Here is a 21,366-nt window from a genome sequence, read left to right as displayed (position 1 = left end):
TCCGCGCGAAACCTTTGCAAAAATGCAAAACTGTTTTGCCAGACTTCCTCTTTCCGTAGCAGTTCCGCAAGTCTATCCTTTGTCTGAAATCAGCACGGCACATCACCCGGAGGACGCGATGCAAGAGCTTTACCATTGGATTGACGGCAAGGAAGTCAAAGGAACCTCGGGTCGGTTCTCGGATGTCTTCAACCCTGCAACCGGCGAGCTCATCGCCCGCGTCCCCCTCGCCACCCCGGCCGAGCTGGATCGCGCCATCGCCAGCGCCGAAAAAGCCCAGCTGATCTGGGCCGCGACCAACCCGCAGCGCCGCGCGCGCGTGATGATGAAGTTCGGCCAGCTCATCAATGACAATATGGACAGCCTCGCCGAAGAGGTCAGCCGCGAGCACGGCAAAACGCTGCCGGATGCGCGCGGCGATGTGCAGCGCGGCCTTGAGGTCATCGAGGTCTGCATGGGCACCCCCTCGATGCTGAAGGGCGAATATACCGATAACGCAGGTCCCGGCATTGATCTTTATTCGATGCGCCAACCGCTTGGCGTGGTCGCCGCCATCACGCCCTTCAACTTCCCGGCAATGATCCCGCTGTGGAAAATGGGCCCTGCCCTTTCGGCGGGGAATGCGATGATCCTCAAGCCGTCCGAGCGCGTGCCCTCGACCTCGCTGATGTTGGCCAAACTGGCACAAGAGGCAGGCCTGCCAGATGGCGTGCTTCAGGTGGTCAATGGCGATAAAGAGGCCGTAGACGCCTTGCTTGATCACCCCACCATCCAGGCCGTGGGTTTCGTCGGCTCAACCCCGATCGCGCAATATATCTATGGTCGCGCCGCAACCAATGGCAAACGCGCACAGTGCTTTGGCGGCGCCAAGAACCACATGGTCATCATGCCGGATGCCGATCTGGACAAGGCCGCAGACGCCCTGATCGGTGCAGGCTTTGGTGCAGCCGGCGAGCGTTGCATGGCCATTTCGGTCGCGGTTCCTGTCGGCCAGGCCACCGCTGATGCCCTGATCGAGCGGCTGATCCCCCGTATCGAAAAGCTGAAGGTCGGCCCCTATACGGCAGGCGATGATGTCGATTTTGGCCCGGTGATCACAGCCGCCGCCAAATCGCGCATTGACGGTTTGGTCAACAAAGGGGTCGAGCAGGGCGCATCGCTGCTGGTCGATGGCCGCAATATTCATATCCAAGGCTATGAGAACGGCTTCTTCGTCGGCCCCTCACTCTTTGACAATGTCACCCCCGACATGGACATCTACAAAGAAGAGATCTTTGGCCCCGTGCTGTCGACCGTACGCGCCCAAACCTACGAGGATGCACTTAACCTGGTCATCGACAACGAATACGGCAACGGAACCGCGATCTTCACGGCGGACGGTGACACGGCGCGCGACTTTGCCAGCCGCGTGAATGTGGGGATGGTCGGCATCAACTTTCCGATCCCTGTGCCGCTCAGCTATTACACGTTCGGCGGATGGAAAAAATCGGCCTTCGGCGACCTGAACCAATATGGACCCGACGCTTTCCGCTTCTATACCAAAACCAAAACCGTCACCGCGCGGTGGTTCTCTGGCATCAAAGACGGTGCGAGCCTGAACTTCAAAGCTCTGGACTAATTGCACGGCTCTTTGGGTATTTGGGTGACAGAGAAAGAGACGCTTTCTTCATCATCCAAATACCCATTCCGCCAGAGGGCGCTCCCATCGCCCTCTGGCGGGATTTCATTCAGCCGACGGCTGCTCGCCCCAGCGCAAGAGCAGATAGGTGCCGCCACCAATAATCACGCCGAAGAACCAGCCGTAAATCAGCCACCAGCTTGGCAAGATCGTCGTAAACGTCGGTAGAATTGACGAGAAGATCATGCCTACGGCCAAGGCGATAAATGCCTTGACGTGCCAGCCGGCCTGAAAGCGGAACTCACCGTTCTCATCGTAAAGCGCTGCCACATCGATTTTGCTTTTTCGGATCAGGTAGTAATCCACCATCATGATCCCGAAAATCGGCCCCATCGTTGAACCAATGAAGTTCACGAAATGGGTCGCGCTGGTTTCCCACGGGGACCATGGGAAAAGGACGAGCGCGATCAGCGCGGCAATATAGCCTCCGCGTTTGAAGTTGATATGTTTGGGAAACACATTAGCGAAGTCAAAAGCTGGCGAGACGAAGTTCGCGACCACGTTGATCCCCAGCGTCGCGACGGCAAAGGTCAGGGCGGCCAACAAGGCGAGAAAGAAGCTATCGAACTTTGCGCTGATCTCTTCCGGGTGCAGCAAAACCTCGCCATAGACGTGCCATGCGGCGGTGGTGGTGACACCTGCAACCAGGCAAAAGGCCAGCAGATTGATCGGCAAGCCCCAGGCATTGCCGCGCCGGAGTGCGGACTCATCAGTGGCATAGCGCGAAAAGTCGCAAAAGTTTAAATAAAGCGCCGCGAAATAGGTGATCCAGGTTGCCGCAGCCGCCATCAGCGTAGGTAGCGAGCCGGGCGTTCCGGGCACGCCCGCAGCGCGGGTCGCCTCGAGCAGGACATCCTCGGGGATCTCGGAGCCGAAGCTGAACGTTCCCGATTTCACCAAAAGATAGATCGCAAGCACCAGCATCATGACCCAGACCGCCGGCCCCGCCCAATCTTGAAACTTGCGCACGGTTTCCATGCCGTTTTGGATGATCAGCAGTTGCAACGCCCAGACCACGACATAGCAAATCACCTGCAGGGTCGAATGCCCCAGCATATGGCTGCTTTGGTGAAACTCGAGCATGCCCGGCCAGCGGATCAACAGGGCAACGATTGCCCCCGAAGCCGCCGCAGTCTGTGCACCATACCAAAAGCACGCGACGATGGCGCGCACCAGGGCTGGGACGTTTGCCCCAAAGGTTCCAAAGCTTGCCCGGGCCAGCACAGGGAATGGCACCCCCGTTCGCACCCCCGCCAGCCCGACCATTTGCATCAGCGCATAGATCGCCAAAGAGCCAAGCCCGATTGCGAAAACGAAATTGACCAGATTGCCACAAAGCAAAAACAGACTTGCGGCCAGATAATAGCCCCACAGACTGTGTACATCCGAAGTCCAGACGTTGAAGATCGAATATGCGCCCCATTTTCTTTCCTCTGCCGGGGCAAGATCTTCGTTATAGAGCGCGGGAGACGGGTTAATGACAGCCATGATCTTTACTCCTCATGATCTTGGCAAATGCTGCCAGAATGGTGAGACGGCGGCGGTATTTCGCCAAGAAAATTCACGAGCTGCGCTTGGCTGGTTGTGCAGCGTTGCCCAAATGCGTCATCCCTGACCCATCCTCCTTCAGAAGGACGTGCCCATGGACTTTGATCAAAGCCCCGAGCAGCAGGCCATTTCAGATCTGGCTCGCGACTTTGGCGCAAGCCAGATTGCCCCTTTTGCCGCCGATTGGGAAAAGCAGGGCACCATTCCCCGCGCGCTCTGGCCGGAATTGGGCGCGCTTGGTTTTGGCGGGATCTACGTCAGTGAGGAATATGGCGGCAGCGGGCTGTCTCGGCTGGATGGCACCCTGATCTTCGAGGCATTGGCAATGGCCTGCCCCGCCGTTGCTGCCTTCTTGTCGATTCACAACATGTCGGCGGCAATGATCGACAAATTCGCCTCGCCCGAGATCAAGGCCCGCTTTTTGCCCGCGCTGTGCCGGATGGAAAAAATCGCCTCTTACTGCCTGACCGAGCCCGGCAGCGGCTCGGATGCGGCGGCCTTGCGCACCAGCGCCAAGCGGCAGGGGCAAAGCTGGGTTTTGAACGGGACCAAGGCCTTTATCTCGGGCGGGGGGTATTCCGATCTATATCTGGCGATGGTGCGCACCGGCGGTGACGGCCCCAAGGGCATCTCGGCGCTGCTCATCGAGGCCGATACGCCGGGGCTTTCTTTTGGTCCGCCCGAACGCAAGATGGGATGGAAGGCGCAGCCCACGGCACAGATGCGGTTTGACGATTGCGCCGTTCCCGCAGATCAGCTGATCGGTGTCGAAGGACAAGGTTTCGCCTATGCGATGGCCGGGCTGGATGGTGGCAGGCTGAATATTTCAGCGACAGCACTTGGCGGCGCTCAGGCCGCTTTTGACGCCACTTTGCGCTATATGTCCCAGCGTCATGCCTTTGGCCGGACCATTGACCAGTTCCAGGCCCTGCAGTTTCGCTTGGCTGAGATGGAAACCGCCTTGCAATCGGCGCGGGTTTTTCTGCATCAGGCTGCGGTCAAGCTGGATCGGGGTGCGGGGGATGCCACAAAATTCTGTGCGATGGCCAAGCTTCTGGTCACCGACAAAGCATTCGAGACGGCCAATCAATGCCTGCAGCTTCATGGCGGCTACGGCTATCTTGAGGATTACGGGATCGAAAAGATCGTGCGTGACCTGCGCGTTCATCAGATCCTTGAAGGCACCAATGAAATCATGCGGCTGATCATCGGTCGTGCTTTACTGACAGAAAGGGACTGAGATGGATGATCTCTCAATCCGCAGGGACCGCAAGGCGGGCCGCATCACCTTTACCCGTCCCAAGGCGCTGAATGCGCTAAGCCATGACATGGCGCTGGCGATTACGGCAGCTTTGGAAAACTGGCGCGCGGACCCTGAAATTTCCCTGATCATCATTGATGCCGAGGGCGATCGCGCTTTTTGCGCGGGTGGCGATATTGCTGCGGTCTATCAGGCGGGCAAAGCGGGCGATCACCGTCTTGGGCAAGAGTTCTTTGCCGATGAATACCGCATGAATGCGATGCTGGCCGATTATCCCAAACCCGTCGTGGCCTTCATGCAAGGCTTTGTCATGGGCGGCGGCGTGGGCGTGGGCGGCCATGCTGCGCATCGGGTGGTCGGCAATTCAACACAGGTTGCCATGCCCGAAACCGGTATCGGCCTTGTGCCCGACGTCGGGGGCAGCTGGCTTTTGGCGCGTGCACCGGGGCGCATCGGCGAGTTTCTGGGCCTGACGGGGGGGCGTATGACCGCTGGCGATGCGATCCATGCGGGTTTTGCCGATTTCTTCATCCCCGAGGAAGAATGGCCCACTGTCATCGACAATCTGGCCCAAAGTGGAACTGTCAGCGGCCTTAAGGCCCATCCCGCGCCGCTGTCCCCGCTGGCCGATCGCGACCTTTCGGCCTTTGGCGCGCGCAGCCTGCCCGAGATCATCAAAGCGGTGGAAGCCTCGGGCGATGAGGAGACGCTCAAGGCCCTGCGCCGCAACTCGCCTTTGTCGATGGCAGCGACGCTGGCCATGGTTCGCGCCGCGCGCGGCGATCAGCGCATGCAAGATTCGCTAAGCCGCGAATACCGCTTTACCGCCCGCGCCACCGCCGGGGCAGATTTCCTAGAAGGGGTCCGCGCCCAGATCATCGACAAGGATCGCAACCCGCAATGGCGCGCCGAAGCCACCCCGGCCAAGGTCGATGCCATGCTGGCTTCGCTTGGCCCCCAAGAGCTGGATTGGGAGGAGTAACATGAAGATCGGATTCATCGGACTTGGGAATATGGGCGCGCCAATGGCCGCCAATCTGGTCAAAGCTGGCCATGAGGTCACCGGTCATGACCCCATCGCCCCGATGCCCGCGGGCGTCACGCCAGCCAGCAGCGCGGCGCAGGCGGCGCAGAATGCCGATATCGTCATCACCATGCTGCCCAATGGGGCCATCCTGCGCGAGGTGGCCAAGCAAATCATCCCGGCGATGGCGCGGGGGGCGGTCTTTTGCGATTGCTCGACCGTCGATGTGGCCAGTGCGCGCGATGTGGCACAGGCCGCCGATGCCGCAGGGCTGGGTGCGCTGGATGCGCCGGTTTCGGGCGGTATTGGCGGGGCTGCGGCGGGCACACTGACCTTTATGGTCGGGGGCACCGATGCGTCCTATGCCAAGGCGCTGCCCCTATTCGAGATCATGGGACAGAAATCGGTCCATTGCGGTGCCTCGGGCGCGGGACAGTCGGCAAAGATCTGCAACAACATGATCCTTGGCGTCACCATGATCGCCACCTGCGAGGCCTTTGCCCTTGCCGATAAACTGGGCTTGGACCGTGCCAAGATGTTCGACGTGGTTTCAACCTCTTCGGGCTATAGCTGGTCGATGAACGCTTATTGTCCCGCGCCCGGCGTGGGTCCGCAATCACCAGCCGATCATGATTATCAACCGGGCTTTTCGGCGGATCTGATGCTCAAAGATCTGCGGCTGTCGCAACAGGCCGCGCAACAGGTCGATGCCGACACGCCAATGGGTAAGCTGGCCGCCACCCTTTATGGCAGTTTTGTCGAGGATGAGGACGGCAGCGGTCGCGACTTTTCAGCGATGTTGCCACGCTTTGCCAAGCGCCATCGCGTGTGATTTTTACAACAGTTCCGCAAGAGTCGCAGCCGGAACGGAACGGCCCTGCATCTGGTTCGTTGATCAGCACGCGCGAAGGTCGGTCTGAACGGCTCGTCTTATGAAACTGAACTACAAAATATCACCGCTCTATCTGGGATTGTTGCTTATCATTCCCATCATTTTGGCATCTCCCTCGACAGGTCAGCACTCTGGTGGTGGCCTCACTTCGACGGACGCGAGCGCCAAAGCCCCAACCGGTGCTGAACACGCGGTCGGACGCGGTCCAAGCGCCGCCGCGGGGTCGAATGGCCAAACCGGTTTCGGCCGGGGCGATAGCTCTGGTCAATCAGATGGCTCGGACGGGGTCAGCCAACGCAAAGGCCCCAATGGCACCGCAAATAAAAGCAGCCCCAGCCATAGCACGGTCAACGTTCGCTTGGATTCGCAGGCAAATGCCCCCAAGCCGCCCACTGCGTTGCGTCCGCCGATCAATCCGGTCGGCACCAACGTTGGTGGAGATCTGCGCGTGGGCAGCCGGATCGACGAAAGCAGGCTGCATGTGGTCAGCAGACCGGGGCTTTACGGCATCGGGATCGCACCACGTGGCAGCAAATATGGCATCGTCGATCATCGTCTCGTCAGGTTCGACCCCCGAACTCTGCAAATCCTGTCGGTGATTCGCATCGTCGATGCGATACGTGACTGACTGCGCAGAAATGACCGCTTTTCAGTTGCTACAAGCAGGCTGCCAGACTGGCCCTTTGGCCAGTCGGCACCTCTGCAGCCCATGGCCAGCCGTCTGCATCAGGGGTTAAGCAGGGCCCGCGCCGCTTCTTTTGCGGCTTGGGTGATTTCCTCGCCAGCCAGCATCCTTGCCAGCTCTTCGACCCGCTCATCATGTGACAATGCGGCCACGCGCGAGGTGGTCATGCCTTTGGCGACCGATTTGGCGACGCGGAAGTGATGGCTGCCCAAGGCGGCAACTTGCGGGGAATGGGTGACGACCAGCACTTGCGCCCCATCGGCCAGCTTGGCCAGACGCCGCCCCACGGCATCAGCGGTCGCGCCGCCAACCCCACGGTCGATTTCGTCAAAAATCAGCACCAGCGCATCGTTTCCACGTGCCAGACAGACTTTCAGCGCCAGCAGGAAACGAGAAAGCTCGCCCCCCGAGGCAATGCGGTCCAGCGGCCCGGATGGCGCGCCGGGGTTTGTGGCCACGGTAAAGGCCACCGCATCGCGCCCCTCGGGACCGGGCTCGCCCGGCGTTACGCGGGTCTCGAAAACCGCGCGCTCCATTTTCAGGGGGGCCAGCTCGCCAGCCATGGCCTTGTCCAGAGATTTCGCGGCCAAGACCCGTTTCGCACTTAGCTGACCCGCCTCGCGCTCATAGGCCGCATCGGCCTCGGACAGGGCCAATTGCAGACGTGCCAAATCCCCCTCGCCCGCATCCAACGAGGCCAGCTTCGCGCGCAACTGATCGGCCAAGGCCGCCAGATCATCGGGCAAAACATCGTGTTTGCGCGCCAAAGCGCGGAGCGCGAACAGACGCTCTTCGGTCTGTTCCAGATCACGCGGATCAAAATCCATCGTCCGTAACGCAGCTTCGACACCAGAAGCCGCCTCGCCCAATTCGGCCAAGGCCCGCTGAAGCGCAGCGGATGGCGCCTCAAGCGCGCCTTCGGCACGATCGGCCGCGCCCTCAAGCCAGCGGTGCGCATCCAGCATCGCCCCTTCAGCGCCGTCAGGCCCCAGCGCATTCAGCGCACGGGTGACATCGCTGCGGATCTTCTCGGCGCCCTGCATGGCGCGGCGGCGGGTATCAAGTGTGACCTCTTCGCCGGGTTCGGGCGACAACTTGTCGAGTTCGGCCACCGCATGACGCAGGAAATCCTCTTCGCCGCGAACCGCGGCCAAGCGCGCCTCGGCGGCCTCAAGCGCCACCCCCGCCTCGCGGCGCTTGGCCCAGGCGCGGCGCACTGCGCCAAGATCCAGCCCCGAGAACGCATCCAGCAACAAACGGTGCCCACGCGGGTTCAAAAGGCCGCGATCATCATGCTGGCCATGCAGCTCGACCAGCGTTTCCGACAGCGCGCGCAGAACCTCGCCCGAGGCGCGACGGTCGTTGATCCAGGCCGTTTTGCGGCCATCGGAATTGTTGATGCGCCGCAAGATCAGCTCATCTTCGACCGGAATGCCCGCCTCGCGCAGCAAATCACGCGCAGGATGGTCCGGCGGCAGATCGAATGAGGCGGTCACCTCGCCCTGTGCCGCACCCTGGCGAACCAGATCGGCCCTGCCCCGCCACCCCAGCACGAAGCCAAGGCAGTCAAGCAGGATCGACTTGCCCGCCCCGGTTTCGCCGGTCAGCACGTTCAGCCCCGGATGGAAGTCAAGCTCCAGCCGGTCAATCAGAAGAACGTCGCGAATATCCAGATGCCGCAGCATCCCGAACTACAGCCACTTACCTTGAATGACCTGGCGATAGACATTGGTCAGCCAGCTGTCGCCTTTGGCTTCGGGCTCAAGGCCGCGTCCATGTAGCTGCTTATAGGCATCCTCATAGAAAGGAGAGGAGCGGAAGTTGTGACCAAGAATCGCGCCGGCCGTCTGGGCTTGATCGGTCAGACCAAGGGCCAAATAGGCCTCGGTCAGACGCATCAGCGCCTCGGGGGTCTGGGTCGTGGTCTGATATTCCTCGACCACCACGCGGAAGCGGTTGATCGCGGCGGTGTAATGCCCGCGCTTGAGGTAATAGCGACCGATTTCCATCTCTTTGGCGGCAAGGTGGTCGAAGGCCAGGTCGAATTTGAGAATCGCCGAGCGCGCATATTCGGTGTTGGGATATTGCTCGATCACTTCGCGCAGCGATTGCAGCGCCTGGAAGGTCAGGCCCTGATCGCGACCAACATCGTCGATCTGATCGTAATAGCTCAGCGCCAGCAGATATTTTGCATAGGCCGCATCTTCATCGCCGGGATAGGTGTCGATAAAGCGCTGTGCCGCGCCGCGTGCATCCTCATATTCGCGGGCCTTGTGATAGCTATAGGCCTGCATGATCAGGGCGCGCTTGGCCCAGTCTGAATAGGGGTAAAGCCGCTCGACCTCGCTGAAGTAATGCACAGCGTCTTTGGGCTTGGTGTTGTTCTCAAGCTCATATTCGCCGCGCTTGTAGATCTGCTCTGCGGTGAAGTTCTCGAGTGATTCGACCTTACTCGTCTTGCCCGCACCCGAGCATCCAGCCAGCAGGGCCACGGAGAGTGCCATTGCGACCAAGGAACCCGCCGTTCTGAAACCTGCCATCATATCCTGCCTGTCAGAATCCATTATCCCTAGCAATGGCCGACGGCCACAGCGCTGATCTCCTAGCACAGAAAATCCGGCTGCGCAAAATGCCAAAGCGTTTCCGTGGAGGTGTTTTCCGCCGATTGGTCTAGCAGCCGCTTATGCGACTGCCAGCTCTTTATATGCGTGATGCTTTTCAAAGACACCCGCCCCCGGCAAACGTTTGTGCTGACCTTCGGAAAGGGTCACCCATTCCCAAGCGTCAGGTGCTGCAAAAAGAGCACGCAACAGCTTGTTGGTCATGGCATGGCCCGCACGATGGCCCGTGTAGCGCGCCAAAAGCGGCGCACCGGCAAGCGCCAGATCGCCCATGGCATCCAGCATCTTGTGGCGCACGGCCTCGTCCTCGTGGCGCAGCCCGCCGGGCGACAGAACCTTGTCACCGTCGATGACGACTGCGTTCATAAAGGTGCCGCCAAGCGCCAAACCCGATTTCTGCATCGCCTCGACATCTTTGAGACGGCAAAAGGTACGGCTGTCCATCAGCTCGCGTACGAAGGCGCCATTGGCCATGTTCAGCTGCTTTTCCTGATGTCCGATTGCGGCATCGGTAAAATCGATGTCGAAATGGATCTCAAGATTGTCGGCAGGCGACAGGCGGGCGAATCCCTCGCCGTGGTGGACCTCGACGGTGCGCAGCACCCGAATGGCGCGCAAGGGCGCTTCGGGCTGGGCGCGCAGCCCTGCCTCTTGCAGACCTGCCACGAAGGGCGCGGACGAGCCATCAAGGATCGGCACTTCGGGGCCGTTCACCTCGATCAAGGCATTGGTGATGCCCAGACCCGCCAATGCGGCCATGACATGTTCGATGGTCGAGACGCTGGCCCCATCCTCGCCCTCAAGCAGCGTGCAAAGCTGCGAAGGCTTGACCAGATCCCAGCGGGCCGGAACGCGCAGACCGTCAAGATCTGAACGTGAAAAGACAATCCCATGATCCACGGGCGCAGGCAGAATCGTCAGGCGAACCGCCGCACCAGAGTGCAGGCCGACGCCACGGAACTGAGCTTTGCGTTCGATCGTGTACTGCATGATAACCGTCACTTCTTTTCTAAACTTATGCGGTCCCGGCAAGTCCCGGTTCTGCATGGTTCCAGTTAGGCATGCGGCGGTCAGGTCTCAATTAACGAATTATGACTCGCTGTAACAATCGGGGGCGATATGTTGCCAAGCAGTGATTGCGCAAAATAAAGCATTGATAAATAACGAAAAAGGGCCGCAAAGCGGCCCTTTCATTCGATCTCACGTCTCAATTTCGTGATTGGATCAATTGGCCTGACGACGCAGGAATGCCGGGATTTCAACACGGTCATCGGCGCGATCGGGGCTGGCCAGATCTTCGAAACCGGCGTCAAAACCGCTTTTCTGACGGCTGGCCACGCGCTCGCTGACGCGCTCGGCGATCGAACCTGCCGGCGGCTTGGGGGCCTGAGGCTGCTCGTTCTGACCACCCGCCATACGCTCGATCATGCGACCAAGGCCGGCCATACGGCCCATGCCGCGCTGTGCCGCCTCTTGGGCTGCGGTCAAGGCGCGCGTTTGCTGCTGCGGCTGCGGCGCACGCTCGGGGGCGGATTGCTGCGCGCTTGCGGCGCGGCGCATCCGGTCAAGCACTTCGGGCGAGGGCGAACCCGCGGCCGGGGCACGACGCGGCGCCGTGAATTCGGCCGCATCACCGGTCAGCGGATCGGCTGCAGGACGGCGCGGCTCGGCCGGACGATAGGCCGGAGCGGGCATTTCGTCGGCGACCTCATTGCCAAAGCTGCTGGCGCTGGGGCGCGGAGCCGGTGCTTCGGCGGCCTCGGGGGCAGCACGACGCGGGGGCGGGGGCAGATCGTCCTCGTCGATCGACGGGGCAGGCTTTTGTGCGACCGGCGGGTTCTGGGTCAGCGGCTCGCGCAGACCGCGACGCTGGTTCATATCCGCAGCGACCTGCTCGGCCGAATCGATACCCGTTGCCACAACCGACACGCGGATCGAACCATCCAGCGACGGATCGAGGGTCGAGCCGACGATGATATTGGCTTCCGGATCGACCTTTTCGCGGATCTTTTCGGCTGCCTCGTCCATCTCGAACAGGGTCAGATCGTAGCCGCCGGTGATGTTGATCAGAACGCCACGTGCGCCATGCAGGCTGATTTCGTCCAGCAGCGGGTTGGCAATCGCCTTTTCGGCAGCCTGAACCGCGCGGTTCTCGCCCGAGGCTTCGCCCGCACCCATCATCGCCTTGCCCATCTCGTCCATGACCGAACGGACATCGGCAAAGTCGAGGTTGATCAGGCCGGGGCGAACCATCAGATCGGTCACGCCTTTGACGCCCTGATACAGCACGTCATCCGCCATGGCGAAGGCTTCGGTGAAGGTGGTTTTTTCGTTGGCCAGACGGAAAAGGTTCTGGTTGGGAATGATGATCAGCGTATCGACGACCTTCTGCAGGGCTTCGATGCCCTCGTCGGCCTGACGCATGCGCTTGTTGCCTTCGAACTGGAAGGGCTTGGTCACAACACCAACGGTCAGGATCCCCATCTCGCGCGCGGCCTGCGCGATGATCGGAGCGGCGCCCGTGCCGGTTCCACCGCCCATACCTGCCGTGATGAAGCACATATGAGCGCCCATCAGGTGGTCAACGATATCTTCGATGGTTTCTTCCGCGGCTTTCGCCCCGATCGAGGGCTTTGCCCCTGCGCCCAGGCCTTCAGTGACCTTGGGACCAAGCTGGACCCGCTGTTCTGCACGCGATTGCTGCAGCGCCTGAGCATCGGTGTTCGCAACCACGAACTCGACCCCATCAAGCTGCTTCTCAATCATGTTGTTGACGGCGTTACCACCAGCCCCGCCGACGCCAAATACGGTGATCCGCGGCTTCAATTCCTGATCTTCGTTCAGCATCAGATTAAGGTTCATTGCTCGATTGCCTTTGCCTGTTACGCCGGGCAATTCGGGCCACCCGGACGAATCCCCCGTTTACGGACAAGCCTACCGAGAATCCTCGTGAGCGTCACCCGAAAAACACAGTTAACATACAAAATATAGCAGTACAAACGAAGCGCTTCGGCGGCATCTTGCCCATGACGCATCATCTGGTGGGCATAGGCCCACCATCCCATTTAGGGTCGCTCAATCACCAGTTGTTTCGGAACCAGCGATAGGCGCGACGGAAGCTGCGGGCGGGATAACTTTCCGAAGGCATTTCAAAGTCCCACCATTCATCTTGCGGATGCGCGGTCAAAAGCGCCAATCCGATCGCCGAGGCGAATCCCGGTGCGGTTGCAGAATGGGCCAACCCCTGAATGCGCAGCGGACGGCCGATCCGGACATTCTGCCCCAGCATCCGAGCGGCCAAAGTGTCCAGGCCCGGGATCTGACTGCCGCCACCCGTCAGCACGATCTGGCGCGAAGGCAGATGATCAAAGCCCGAGGCATCCAGAATCGCGCGCACCTCTTCCAGAATTTCTTCGACGCGCGGACGCATGATCCCGATCAGATCCGCCCGGCTGACCGTGCGACGGTCGGTTTCCCAATCCCCGGTATCGCCGCCCAGCTCGATCATCTCGTGATCGTCGCGGCCCGTGGCCTCTAGCCCGCCATGCAGCGTTTTCAGACGCTCGGCGACCTGATGCGAAACGCGCAGGCCTTTGGCGATATCCGATGTGATCAGATCGCCGCCAATGCGGGCAGCATCGGCAAAAATCATGTGTTTGCGGATGAAAACCGACACGCCGGTCACGCCGCCGCCCAAGTCGATACAGGCCGCGCCCAGCTCTTGCTCGTCCTCGACCAGCGAGGCCAGCCCGCTGACATAAGAGGCCGAGGCCACGCCCGCCAGCTCCATGTCGCAGCGCCGGATACAATGCACCAGATTGCCCGCAGCATCGCCATCAATGGTCAGCACATGCATGTCGCAGGCCAGCTTGTTGCCCGAGTGGTCGCGCGGATCCATCAAGCCGGTGCGGTTATCGACCGCGAAATTGACTGGCTGCGCATGCAGCACCTCGCGGCCCCGGCCGAAATCGGGCGCCTCGCAAGCGGCCAGAACCCCGGCCACGTCCTGCTCGGTTACCTTGCCATTATTGATCGTGATTTCGCCCGCCAACCCGTAAGAGGCCGGGCGTGCGCCCGACAGACAGGCGATGACGTGATCCACCCTCAAGCCAGCGATTTTTTGGGCCGATTGCACAACGGTTCGAATCGCGCGCTCGGTCTCGGCCATGGCCTCGATCTCGCCAAAGCGCACCCCGCGCGAGCGTGTCGTAGCCGCGCCGATCACGCGGAAATTCGACTGCCCCGCCATCGGGCCCACGCCGTCCGTCTCGCGGAACTGACCGGGGCCGTCGAATTGAAGGATGAGGCAGGCGATTTTCGAAGTCCCAATATCAAGCACGGCGATCACGCCGCGTTGCATCGCCTGGCGCCGCATATTCCGCATCGCGCGCTGGCCTTGATATAGGTCCTTCATTCCTTCCTCCTCCGGGTGTCTGGATTAACCGCTTTTCTTCTTATTGCTCGTGCCGGGCTTGGCAGCCCCGCTACCTTTTTTCTTGTCGCTGGCCGCCAGCGTCTCGGGATCAATCGCTTTGCCATCGGGGCCGATTTCAGGCTGGCCACGCGCACGGCGCACCGCGTTTTGCGCATCCAGGCCAATACGAACGGTCGGCCTGCCTTCGGCGCGCATGTCAACGATTGCGACATCGCGGCCCAAAACGTCCTGTGCCTTGTCCAAAGCCATCACCCGTTCCAACGCGGGCAGCGGCCCATCGACAGGCAGCATGACGCGCTGGCCACGGTCCAGAACCAGATCCCAGCGCCGCTCGCCAATCCGCTCCAACCCACGCAAACGTGGCAGAATCGGACCTGCGGCATCCAGCAAAAGCAAAGCCTCGGCTGCGGCCTTGTCGGCGCCCTCGCCCGCGATCATCGGCAGATCCTGACGCACATCGCGCGACGTCGCCGAGGCCACGCGATGGCCGGTTTTGTCCAACAACTCGATTCCACGCGAATGGCGCCACAGGACCGCCGGGATGCGCTCGGTCACGACAGCAGTCAAAATACCGCCCGGTTGAATACGCAATTCGACCGATTCGACCGCATCCAGCTTGAGCACGCGGGCACGCAGCATCTCGAGGTCGATGTCAAAGCTTGAAGCAGGCAGGGTCACGGGCAGCATGGCGCGCAACCCCTTGTCGACCACGGGCGATGCGCCCTCGATCTGCATCTCGCGAACCATGAATTCATCACGGTTCTGAACTTTTTCGATCAGCCCGGTAACGCCACCCGAAAGCTGCGCCCGACGGGTTTCATCCGACAGCCAGATGCCTGCGGTCAGCGCCACCAGAAAGGCGGGCAAACCCACATGCATCATCTTGCGTACGAAAGGCGTTAGCCACAGCCGGTGCAAACGATAGGCCAGCCGCGAGGGTGCGGGGTCACGCATCGGCGCATTGCGCAGCTGAGGCGTGGGGCGCGCTGGGGCGGCACGGTTGGGGGTCGGACGCCCAAAGGCATTGCCCGCGCTGCGCGGATCACGGTTCACGCCGAACATAGGGCCTCCTCGACGATCCAGCTGCAAAGTTCAGGAAAGCTGATACCGGCTTTGGCGGCCTGTTCGGGCGCAAGCGAGGTGGGGGTCATGCCGGGCTGAGTATTGGTCTCTAGCAGGATCAACCCATCAAGGCCGCGCGTGTCATCCCAGCGGAAATCCGTGCGCGACATGCCGCAACAGCCCAGGGCCTGATGGGCGCGCACGGCAAAATCCAGGCAAGCGGCCGTAATCTCGGCCGGAATTTCCGCCGGACACACATGGGTCGACCCGCCGACGGAATATTTCGCATTATAGTCATACCAGCCCGAGGTGATGATCTCGGTCACGCCAAGCGCGCGGTCCCCCATCACAGCCACGGTCAATTCGCGACCCGGCGCATAGGTTTCAACCATCACACGCGCTGGCATGTCATCCGACAGCTGCGGTGGGCAGTTGGCGCCATCCTGGACAATATAGACACCCACCGACGAGCCCTCGTCATTGGGCTTCACAACATAGGGTGGCGGCAAAATGTGGCGCTGGCGCACCTCGTCACGATCCGCGATCAGGCTTTCGACAACCGGCAGGCCTGCCTGGCGAAAGACCTCTTTGGCGCGGGATTTATCCATGGCCGTGGCCGAGGCCAGAACGCCGGAATGGGTATAGCGATAGCCCAGCCATTCCAACAGGCCCTGCACGCGCCCATCCTCGCCGAATCGCCCATGCAATGCGTTAAAGCAGATATCAGGCTGCACTTGCGCCAGCCGTGCAGGCAGATCCTTGCCCGCATCGATCTCGGTGACTTCATAGCCCGCCTGCCGCAGCGCCTTAGCGCATTCTCGCCCTGACGATAAAGACACCTCGCGCTCTGCCGAGGGCCCTCCCATCAAGACCGCGACTGTCGGGGCTATCCTGCTCGAATTGCCCGCCACGCCTCGCCTTTCATCCTGTTTAATCAGGATTTTCTGAAATCGTTTGGGGCCGCGCCGCAGTTTGATCTGCGATCATGCACCCGTTTGCAAAGTGTAGCCCCAAACCCTTTGCCACAAAAGGCCTTTTTCATACAAAATGGGTTAACCAGCGGGGCTTGGCTCACCAATACGGATGACCTCCCACTGCAAGTCATGCCCCGAGCTTTCCCGCACGCGCCTGCGGACCAATTCCCCAAGTGATTCGAGCTCGGCTGCGGTCGCGGTTCCGGTGTTGATCAGGAAATTCGGGTGCTTCTCGCTCATCATGGCACCGCCCAGACGATAGCCGCGCAGGCCCGCCCCGTCGATCAGCGACCAGGCCTTCAGCTCGTGACTGTCATCGGCGCGCCCGGTCGAGGAAAAGCCCGCGGGATTGCGAAAGGTCGAGCCTGCGGTCCGGTCCTTGGTCGGCTGGCTGGCATCGCGACGCGCAAGCTGTTCATCCATGCGGGCATGAAGTGCCTCGGGGGTGTCGCGCTTGGCGTGAAAGCTCGCCTCGGTCAGCACCCATCCCTGGGGCAGATCTGTATGGCGATAGCCGAATCGCAGATCATCTGGGGTCAGCGTGACGCGCTCGCCGTTGCGGGTGATGGCCTGCGCCTCGATCAGATGATCGGCGACATAGCTGCCATAGCAGCCCGCATTCATCCGCACTGCCCCGCCGATCGCGCCGGGAATCGTGCGCAGGAACGTCAGATCCAGGCCCTGATCTGCGGCCTTGCGCGCGACATGGGCATCCAGTGCCGCCGCGCCCGCGATCACACGATCGCCATCAAAGCTGATACCGTTAAAGCCGCGACCCAAACGGATCACCACGCCGCGAATGCCGCCGTCTCTGACGATCAGGTTCGAGCCAACGCCCATGGGGAAAACCGGAATTTCCGGGTCCAATTGGGCAAGAAATTCTGCCAGATCATCATGATCCTGGGGCTGAAACAGCCAATCAGCCGGGCCACCGACGCGCAGCCAGGTCAGATCGGACAGGGTTCGCTTGGCGGTCAGCGCACCGCGCGGGCTGGGCAGTTGAGGCAGGGGCAATTGGGTCATGGCAAGGCTTTATCACGGCAAAGTTCAGATCAGAAGCGTCTAGACCCGCCTGCGCCACCCCGCTTGGGGGTCGGTAAGAGACAGGGAAAGCGGGTCTTGTGCAGGGCTTGGCGCTTTGGTGCGCAAGATGGCGTTTGGCGCGCTGACATGGCCATGATCGGGATCGACCTCACCCGATGGGCCGTGTCGCGTCAGGGCTCGGCCGGACTGGCGCGGTCACGGGGGCGATCCGGGTTTGCCCGCGTGCGCCCCATCGGCGCGCGCAAAAGCGCCACGATGCCGATGGCAAATGCCGCAAGGCCGATCATCGGGCCGGTGACAAAGGTCAGCCAGCCCAGAACCGGCACGCCGATCATGACCAGCGCCCAAAACGCCCGGCCGCGCCAGCGCAGCCGCACATAAGGCACCAGGCTGGCAGCAATCGCCCAAAGGACCACCATCAGCAAGGCGGCCTCGGTGGCAAAGGGCTTGGCGGCGAGCGCCGTCACGCAGCTGCCTCTTGCAGCAGTTGCGGCAGGTTGTTGGCCCAGGCGGAAATCGTACCAGCGCCAAGGCAGACCACCATATCGCCCGGACGTGCCTGTTCACGCACAAGCCGCGCCAGATCGCTTTCGCTGATGACGGCGCGGGCATGACGATGCCCATGCGCGATCAACCCCGCCACCAGATCATCGCGGCTTGCGCCATCGATGGGATCTTCGCCTGCGGCATAGACCTCGGCGATGGCGACGACATCGGCTTCGTTGAAGCAGGTGCAGAAATCATCAAACAGATTCGAGAGCCGCGAATAGCGGTGGGGCTGGTGAACCGCGATGACACGACCTTTGGTCGCCTGACGCGCGGCACGCAGCACCGCCGCGATCTCGACGGGGTGATGACCGTAATCGTCGATGATGGTGACCCCATCAACTTCGCCCACGCGGGTAAAGCGCCGACCGACGCCCCCGAATTTTGCCAAAGCATCGCGGATCTGGGCGCGTTTCATGCCCAGATGACGCGCGACCGCGACAGCCGAAAGCGCATTCGAGACGTTGTGATCACCCGGCATCGGCAAGGTGCAACCTTCGATGATCGGGGCGACGCCGTCATTCAGCTCGGCCTCACCCTGAAGGGCGATATCAAAATGAGCCACGCCGTTTTCATAATGCAGATTGATCGCGCGGACATCGGCCTGCGCGTTGAAACCGAAAGTGACGACGCGACGATCGGTCAGCTTGCCGACCAGCGCCTGCACCTCGGGGTGGTCGGTGCACAAAACCGCCAGACCATAGAACGGGATATTCGAGACGAAATCCTGAAAGCCTTTGCGCAAAGCGTCGAAATTGCCCCAATGCTCCATATGCTCGGGGTCGATATTGGTGACGATGGCGATGGTCGCTGGCAGGCGGTTAAAGCTGCCGTCCGATTCGTCGGCCTCGACCACCATCCATTCACCTGCCCCCGCCCGTGCGTTCGAGCCATAGGCGTGAATGACCCCGCCATTGATCACGGTCGGATCCAGCCCACCTGCATCCAGCAAGGTTGCAACCATGGTCGTCGTCGTGGTCTTGCCATGCGTGCCCGCGATGGCGACGTTGGATTTCAGACGCATCAACTCGGCCAGCATTTCAGCGCGGCGCACAACCGGAAGGCCGCGACGGCGCGCTTCTTCCAGCTCGGGGTTGCCCTTTTTGATCGCGGTCGAAATCACCACGACACCCGCCTCGCCGATATTCTGCTCGCTTTGCCCTTCAAAGATCGTCGCGCCCAGCCCCTCGAGCCGGTCGGTGATCTTCGAGCGCTTCGCATCCGAGCCCTGCACCTGATAGCCAAGCGTGATCAGCACCTCTGCAATGCCGGACATGCCGATGCCGCCGATGCCTATGAAGTGAATAGGCCCAAGCTCGCCGGGAAGTTTCGTCGCTGCATTCATCGGCTGATTTCCGTCACTAGATCTGCAAGGCGGGTCGCCGCATCGGGGCGCCCGAGACTCAGGGCCTTGGCGGCCATATTGGCGGCGCGGCCCTTGGTCGAAAGGATGGCAAGGATGTCGCGCCTCAGGCTCTCGGCGTCAAGGACCGATTCCGGCATGACAATGGCGGCCCCTGCCTCGGCAAGAGCGCGCGAATTTGCGGTCTGGTGATCGCCTGTCGCGGCGGCAAAGGGGATCAGGATCGCGGGACGTCCGATCGCCGTGATATCGGCAATCGATGACGCCCCCGAGCGGCTGATCACCAGCTGGCACTTGGCCAAGCGCTGGGGCACATCGGTAAAGAAGGGCTGAACATCGGCGCGGATACCCGCGGCCTGATAGGTCGCAATGACAGCTTCGGCGTCTTCGGCGCGGGCCTGATGGCTAAGATCCAGCCGCGCGCGCAGGTCCGCAGGCAGCCCGGCAATGGCCGCAGGCACAACCTCGGACAAGACCCGCGCCCCCTGCGAGCCGCCGATCACCAACAGATTGATCGTCCCATCCTGGCCCGGTGGCAAATAAGGCGCACCAGCCAGATCATGCACCGCGCCCCGAATGGGATTGCCGGTGTGGATGCCTTTTGCGCCCTTGGGCAGCTCGGTCGGCCAGATGCCGCAGGCAACCAGATCGACACGGTTTGCAAAGGCGCGGTTGACGCGGCCCATGACGCCATTGGCCTCGTGGATCATTCGCGGCACACCCAGCGTCAGCGCGGCCGACATTGCGGGAATGGTGGGATAGCCGCCAAAGCCCACGACCACGGCGGGGCGGTCAGCCTTCATCGCGCGCCTTGCAGCCCAAACGCCCTGTGCAATGCGTAGCGGCACTGCCAGTTTCGCCGTCGCGCCGCCGCGTGCGGTGGTGGCCGATGCCACGACCTCGCGGGTGACTTCGGCGGGAAAGGCACCGGCATAGCGTGCGCCGCGTTCGTCGGTGGACAGTTTGACCCGCCAGCCGCGCGACAACAGCACCTCGGCCAGCGCTTGGGCAGGAAACATATGGCCGCCGGTCCCGCCGGCGGCGATCATGCACAATGGTGCGCCCATCAGTGCCCCCGTCCCAAAAGATCGCTGATTTCGCCCTGTGGGCGGCTGCGGGTCAAAGCCAGAAGCATTCCCAGCGCAATTCCCGAAGCAATAACAGATGAGCCACCATAGCTGACAAAGGGCAGCGTCATGCCCTTGGCGGGCAAAAGCCGTACCGCCACGCCCATATTGATCAGCGCCTGCACGCCAAACGCGCAGGCAAGACCCGTGCCCGCGATCCGTGCGAACGGATCACGCTCGCGCTTAAGCCGTTGAAGCGAGCGCACGACGATGGTGGCATAAAGTGCGATGATCGCCAGCACCATGATCAGGCCGTATTCTTCGGCGGCGACCGCGATGATGAAGTCGGTATGCGCATCGGGCAGCGACCATTTGACCGTGCCCTCGCCAACGCCGACCCCGAAAAATCCGCCCTCTTGAATGGCATTGGTGGCATAGCCAAGCTGGGTACGCGGATCGACCTCGGCGGCCAGAAAGCCATCGATGCGGCGGGCAAAGTGATCCGAGGCCTCATAGGCAATGACCCCGCCAAACAGCGCCGCACCCAAGACGATGCACAGCAGAACCAGCGGCGCGCCCGCCACGAAATACATCACGCACCAGGAAAACAGCACCAGCGAGGCCTGACCGAAATCCGGCTGCAGCGCCAACATCAGCACAACGGTAAAGGCCACGACAAAGGAATAGAACTTGCCCGGAGGCCCGCCCAACTCATCCGATGAGGCAATGAACCATGCGCAAAGTGCGATAAAACAGGGCTTGAGAAACTCGGAGGGCTGCACCGAGGCAAAGCCAAAGCTGAGCCAGCGCACCGCGCCCTTGCCAAAATCCGTTCCGATCACCGGCAGCGCGATCACCGCAGCAATCGTTACCGCAAAGCCCAGAACGCCCAGCCTGCGAACCTGTCGTGGCGACATCATCGACACGATCATCATCACGCAAAGCGCCATCACGCCGAACACGGTCTGGCGCGTGACGTAATAGAATTGCGGCAGGTTGTTTTTTTCGGCCAGAGGCACGGATGCCGCCAGCCCAAGAAGCAGCCCCATTGCGAAAAGTCCCAGCACACAGGCCAAGGACCATCGGTCGACTGTTCGCCACCAGCGTGGAAGAATCGGGTCGCCCGCCCGTACGGGCGTGGCCCCAAAGACCATTTCGGTCATGGA

Annotated in this window: 18 protein-coding genes; 5 read left to right on the top strand and 13 right to left on the bottom strand. The window is 61.5% G+C overall.

The window, feature by feature from the left end:
* The first annotated feature begins 118 nt into the window (after positions 1 to 118).
* Entirely contained in the window at positions 119 to 1,618 is a 1,500-nt protein-coding gene (locus RTS12_RS01845) for a CoA-acylating methylmalonate-semialdehyde dehydrogenase (RefSeq protein WP_312524912.1), read from the top strand.
* Between the two features lie 105 nt (positions 1,619 to 1,723).
* On the opposite strand, the gene RTS12_RS01840 is transcribed toward RTS12_RS01845, so the two are convergent.
* Positions 1,724 to 3,166, bottom strand: a complete 1,443-nt coding sequence (locus RTS12_RS01840; protein WP_312524910.1) for an NCS1 family nucleobase:cation symporter-1 — start codon at positions 3,164 to 3,166, stop codon at positions 1,724 to 1,726.
* Positions 3,167 to 3,320: 154 nt separating this feature from the next.
* On the opposite strand from RTS12_RS01840, the gene RTS12_RS01835 reads away from it, so the two are divergent.
* The 4 genes from RTS12_RS01835 to RTS12_RS01820 all read left to right on the top strand — a co-directional run bounded on the left by RTS12_RS01835 (position 3,321) and on the right by RTS12_RS01820 (position 7,031).
* The gene (locus tag RTS12_RS01835) at positions 3,321 to 4,466 is read left to right on the top strand and encodes an acyl-CoA dehydrogenase family protein (RefSeq protein WP_312524908.1); all 1,146 of its coding nucleotides are present in this window, start codon (positions 3,321 to 3,323) and stop codon (positions 4,464 to 4,466) included.
* A 1-nt stretch (position 4,467) separates the two neighbouring features.
* Positions 4,468 to 5,469, top strand: coding sequence for an enoyl-CoA hydratase/isomerase family protein (locus tag RTS12_RS01830; RefSeq protein ID WP_312524906.1), 1,002 nt, complete (start codon positions 4,468 to 4,470; stop codon positions 5,467 to 5,469).
* Between the two features lies 1 nt (position 5,470).
* Positions 5,471 to 6,343, top strand: coding sequence for a 3-hydroxyisobutyrate dehydrogenase (gene mmsB / locus RTS12_RS01825; protein WP_312524905.1), 873 nt, complete (start codon positions 5,471 to 5,473; stop codon positions 6,341 to 6,343).
* A gap of 100 nt (positions 6,344 to 6,443) precedes the next feature.
* Positions 6,444 to 7,031 carry a hypothetical protein gene (locus RTS12_RS01820; RefSeq protein WP_312524903.1) on the top strand — a complete coding sequence of 196 codons (588 nt, stop codon included), beginning with the start codon at positions 6,444 to 6,446 and terminating at the stop codon, positions 7,029 to 7,031.
* A 98-nt stretch (positions 7,032 to 7,129) separates the two neighbouring features.
* Here the strand turns inward: RTS12_RS01820 and recN are convergent, their stop codons facing one another.
* From recN to ftsW, 12 genes are all read right to left on the bottom strand, one after another.
* Positions 7,130 to 8,773, bottom strand: coding sequence for a DNA repair protein RecN (gene recN / locus RTS12_RS01815; protein WP_312524902.1), 1,644 nt, complete (start codon positions 8,771 to 8,773; stop codon positions 7,130 to 7,132).
* 6 nt (positions 8,774 to 8,779) lie between these two features.
* Positions 8,780 to 9,628, bottom strand: a complete 849-nt coding sequence (locus tag RTS12_RS01810; protein WP_312524901.1) for an outer membrane protein assembly factor BamD — start codon at positions 9,626 to 9,628, stop codon at positions 8,780 to 8,782.
* 141 nt (positions 9,629 to 9,769) lie between these two features.
* Complete coding sequence (gene lpxC, locus RTS12_RS01805) at positions 9,770 to 10,699, bottom strand: UDP-3-O-acyl-N-acetylglucosamine deacetylase (RefSeq protein WP_312524900.1); 930 nt, start codon at positions 10,697 to 10,699, stop codon at positions 9,770 to 9,772.
* Positions 10,700 to 10,933: 234 nt separating this feature from the next.
* On the bottom strand, positions 10,934 to 12,571 hold the full coding sequence (gene ftsZ / locus RTS12_RS01800) for a cell division protein FtsZ (RefSeq protein ID WP_312524898.1): 1,638 nt from the start codon (positions 12,569 to 12,571) through the stop codon (positions 10,934 to 10,936).
* A gap of 217 nt (positions 12,572 to 12,788) precedes the next feature.
* Positions 12,789 to 14,123 (bottom strand): cell division protein FtsA, encoded by a 1,335-nt coding sequence (gene ftsA, locus RTS12_RS01795; protein ID WP_312524896.1) that lies wholly within the window; start codon positions 14,121 to 14,123, stop codon positions 12,789 to 12,791.
* 24 nt (positions 14,124 to 14,147) lie between these two features.
* Positions 14,148 to 15,206, bottom strand: coding sequence for a cell division protein FtsQ/DivIB (locus tag RTS12_RS01790; RefSeq protein WP_312524894.1), 1,059 nt, complete (start codon positions 15,204 to 15,206; stop codon positions 14,148 to 14,150).
* Positions 15,194 to 16,117, bottom strand: coding sequence for a D-alanine--D-alanine ligase (locus RTS12_RS01785; RefSeq protein ID WP_312524892.1), 924 nt, complete (start codon positions 16,115 to 16,117; stop codon positions 15,194 to 15,196). The genes RTS12_RS01790 and RTS12_RS01785 overlap by 13 nt, the downstream gene beginning before the upstream one ends.
* Before the next feature lie 141 nt (positions 16,118 to 16,258).
* The gene (murB, locus tag RTS12_RS01780; RefSeq protein WP_312524890.1) at positions 16,259 to 17,203 is read right to left on the bottom strand and encodes a UDP-N-acetylmuramate dehydrogenase; all 945 of its coding nucleotides are present in this window, start codon (positions 17,201 to 17,203) and stop codon (positions 16,259 to 16,261) included.
* 191 nt (positions 17,204 to 17,394) lie between these two features.
* Positions 17,395 to 17,691, bottom strand: a complete 297-nt coding sequence (locus RTS12_RS01775; protein WP_312524888.1) for a DUF2484 family protein — start codon at positions 17,689 to 17,691, stop codon at positions 17,395 to 17,397.
* A complete protein-coding gene (gene murC / locus RTS12_RS01770) occupies positions 17,688 to 19,115 on the bottom strand; it encodes a UDP-N-acetylmuramate--L-alanine ligase (RefSeq protein ID WP_312524886.1) in 1,428 nt (475 codons plus the stop codon). Before murC ends, RTS12_RS01775 begins: the two co-directional genes overlap by 4 nt.
* The gene (locus tag RTS12_RS01765; protein WP_312524885.1) at positions 19,112 to 20,200 is read right to left on the bottom strand and encodes a UDP-N-acetylglucosamine--N-acetylmuramyl-(pentapeptide) pyrophosphoryl-undecaprenol N-acetylglucosamine transferase; all 1,089 of its coding nucleotides are present in this window, start codon (positions 20,198 to 20,200) and stop codon (positions 19,112 to 19,114) included. The genes murC and RTS12_RS01765 overlap by 4 nt, the downstream gene beginning before the upstream one ends.
* The gene (gene ftsW / locus RTS12_RS01760) at positions 20,200 to 21,363 is read right to left on the bottom strand and encodes a putative lipid II flippase FtsW (RefSeq protein WP_312525024.1); all 1,164 of its coding nucleotides are present in this window, start codon (positions 21,361 to 21,363) and stop codon (positions 20,200 to 20,202) included. The genes RTS12_RS01765 and ftsW overlap by 1 nt, the downstream gene beginning before the upstream one ends.
* Between the last annotated feature and the right edge of the window lie 3 nt (positions 21,364 to 21,366).

It is taken from the genome of Paracoccus sp. (in: a-proteobacteria) (genome assembly GCF_032007265.1).
Classification (GTDB): Bacteria; Pseudomonadota; Alphaproteobacteria; order Rhodobacterales; family Rhodobacteraceae; genus Paracoccus.
Note: the sequence above shows the minus strand (reverse complement) of the source record. Positions and strands in the feature narration are given on the sequence as shown.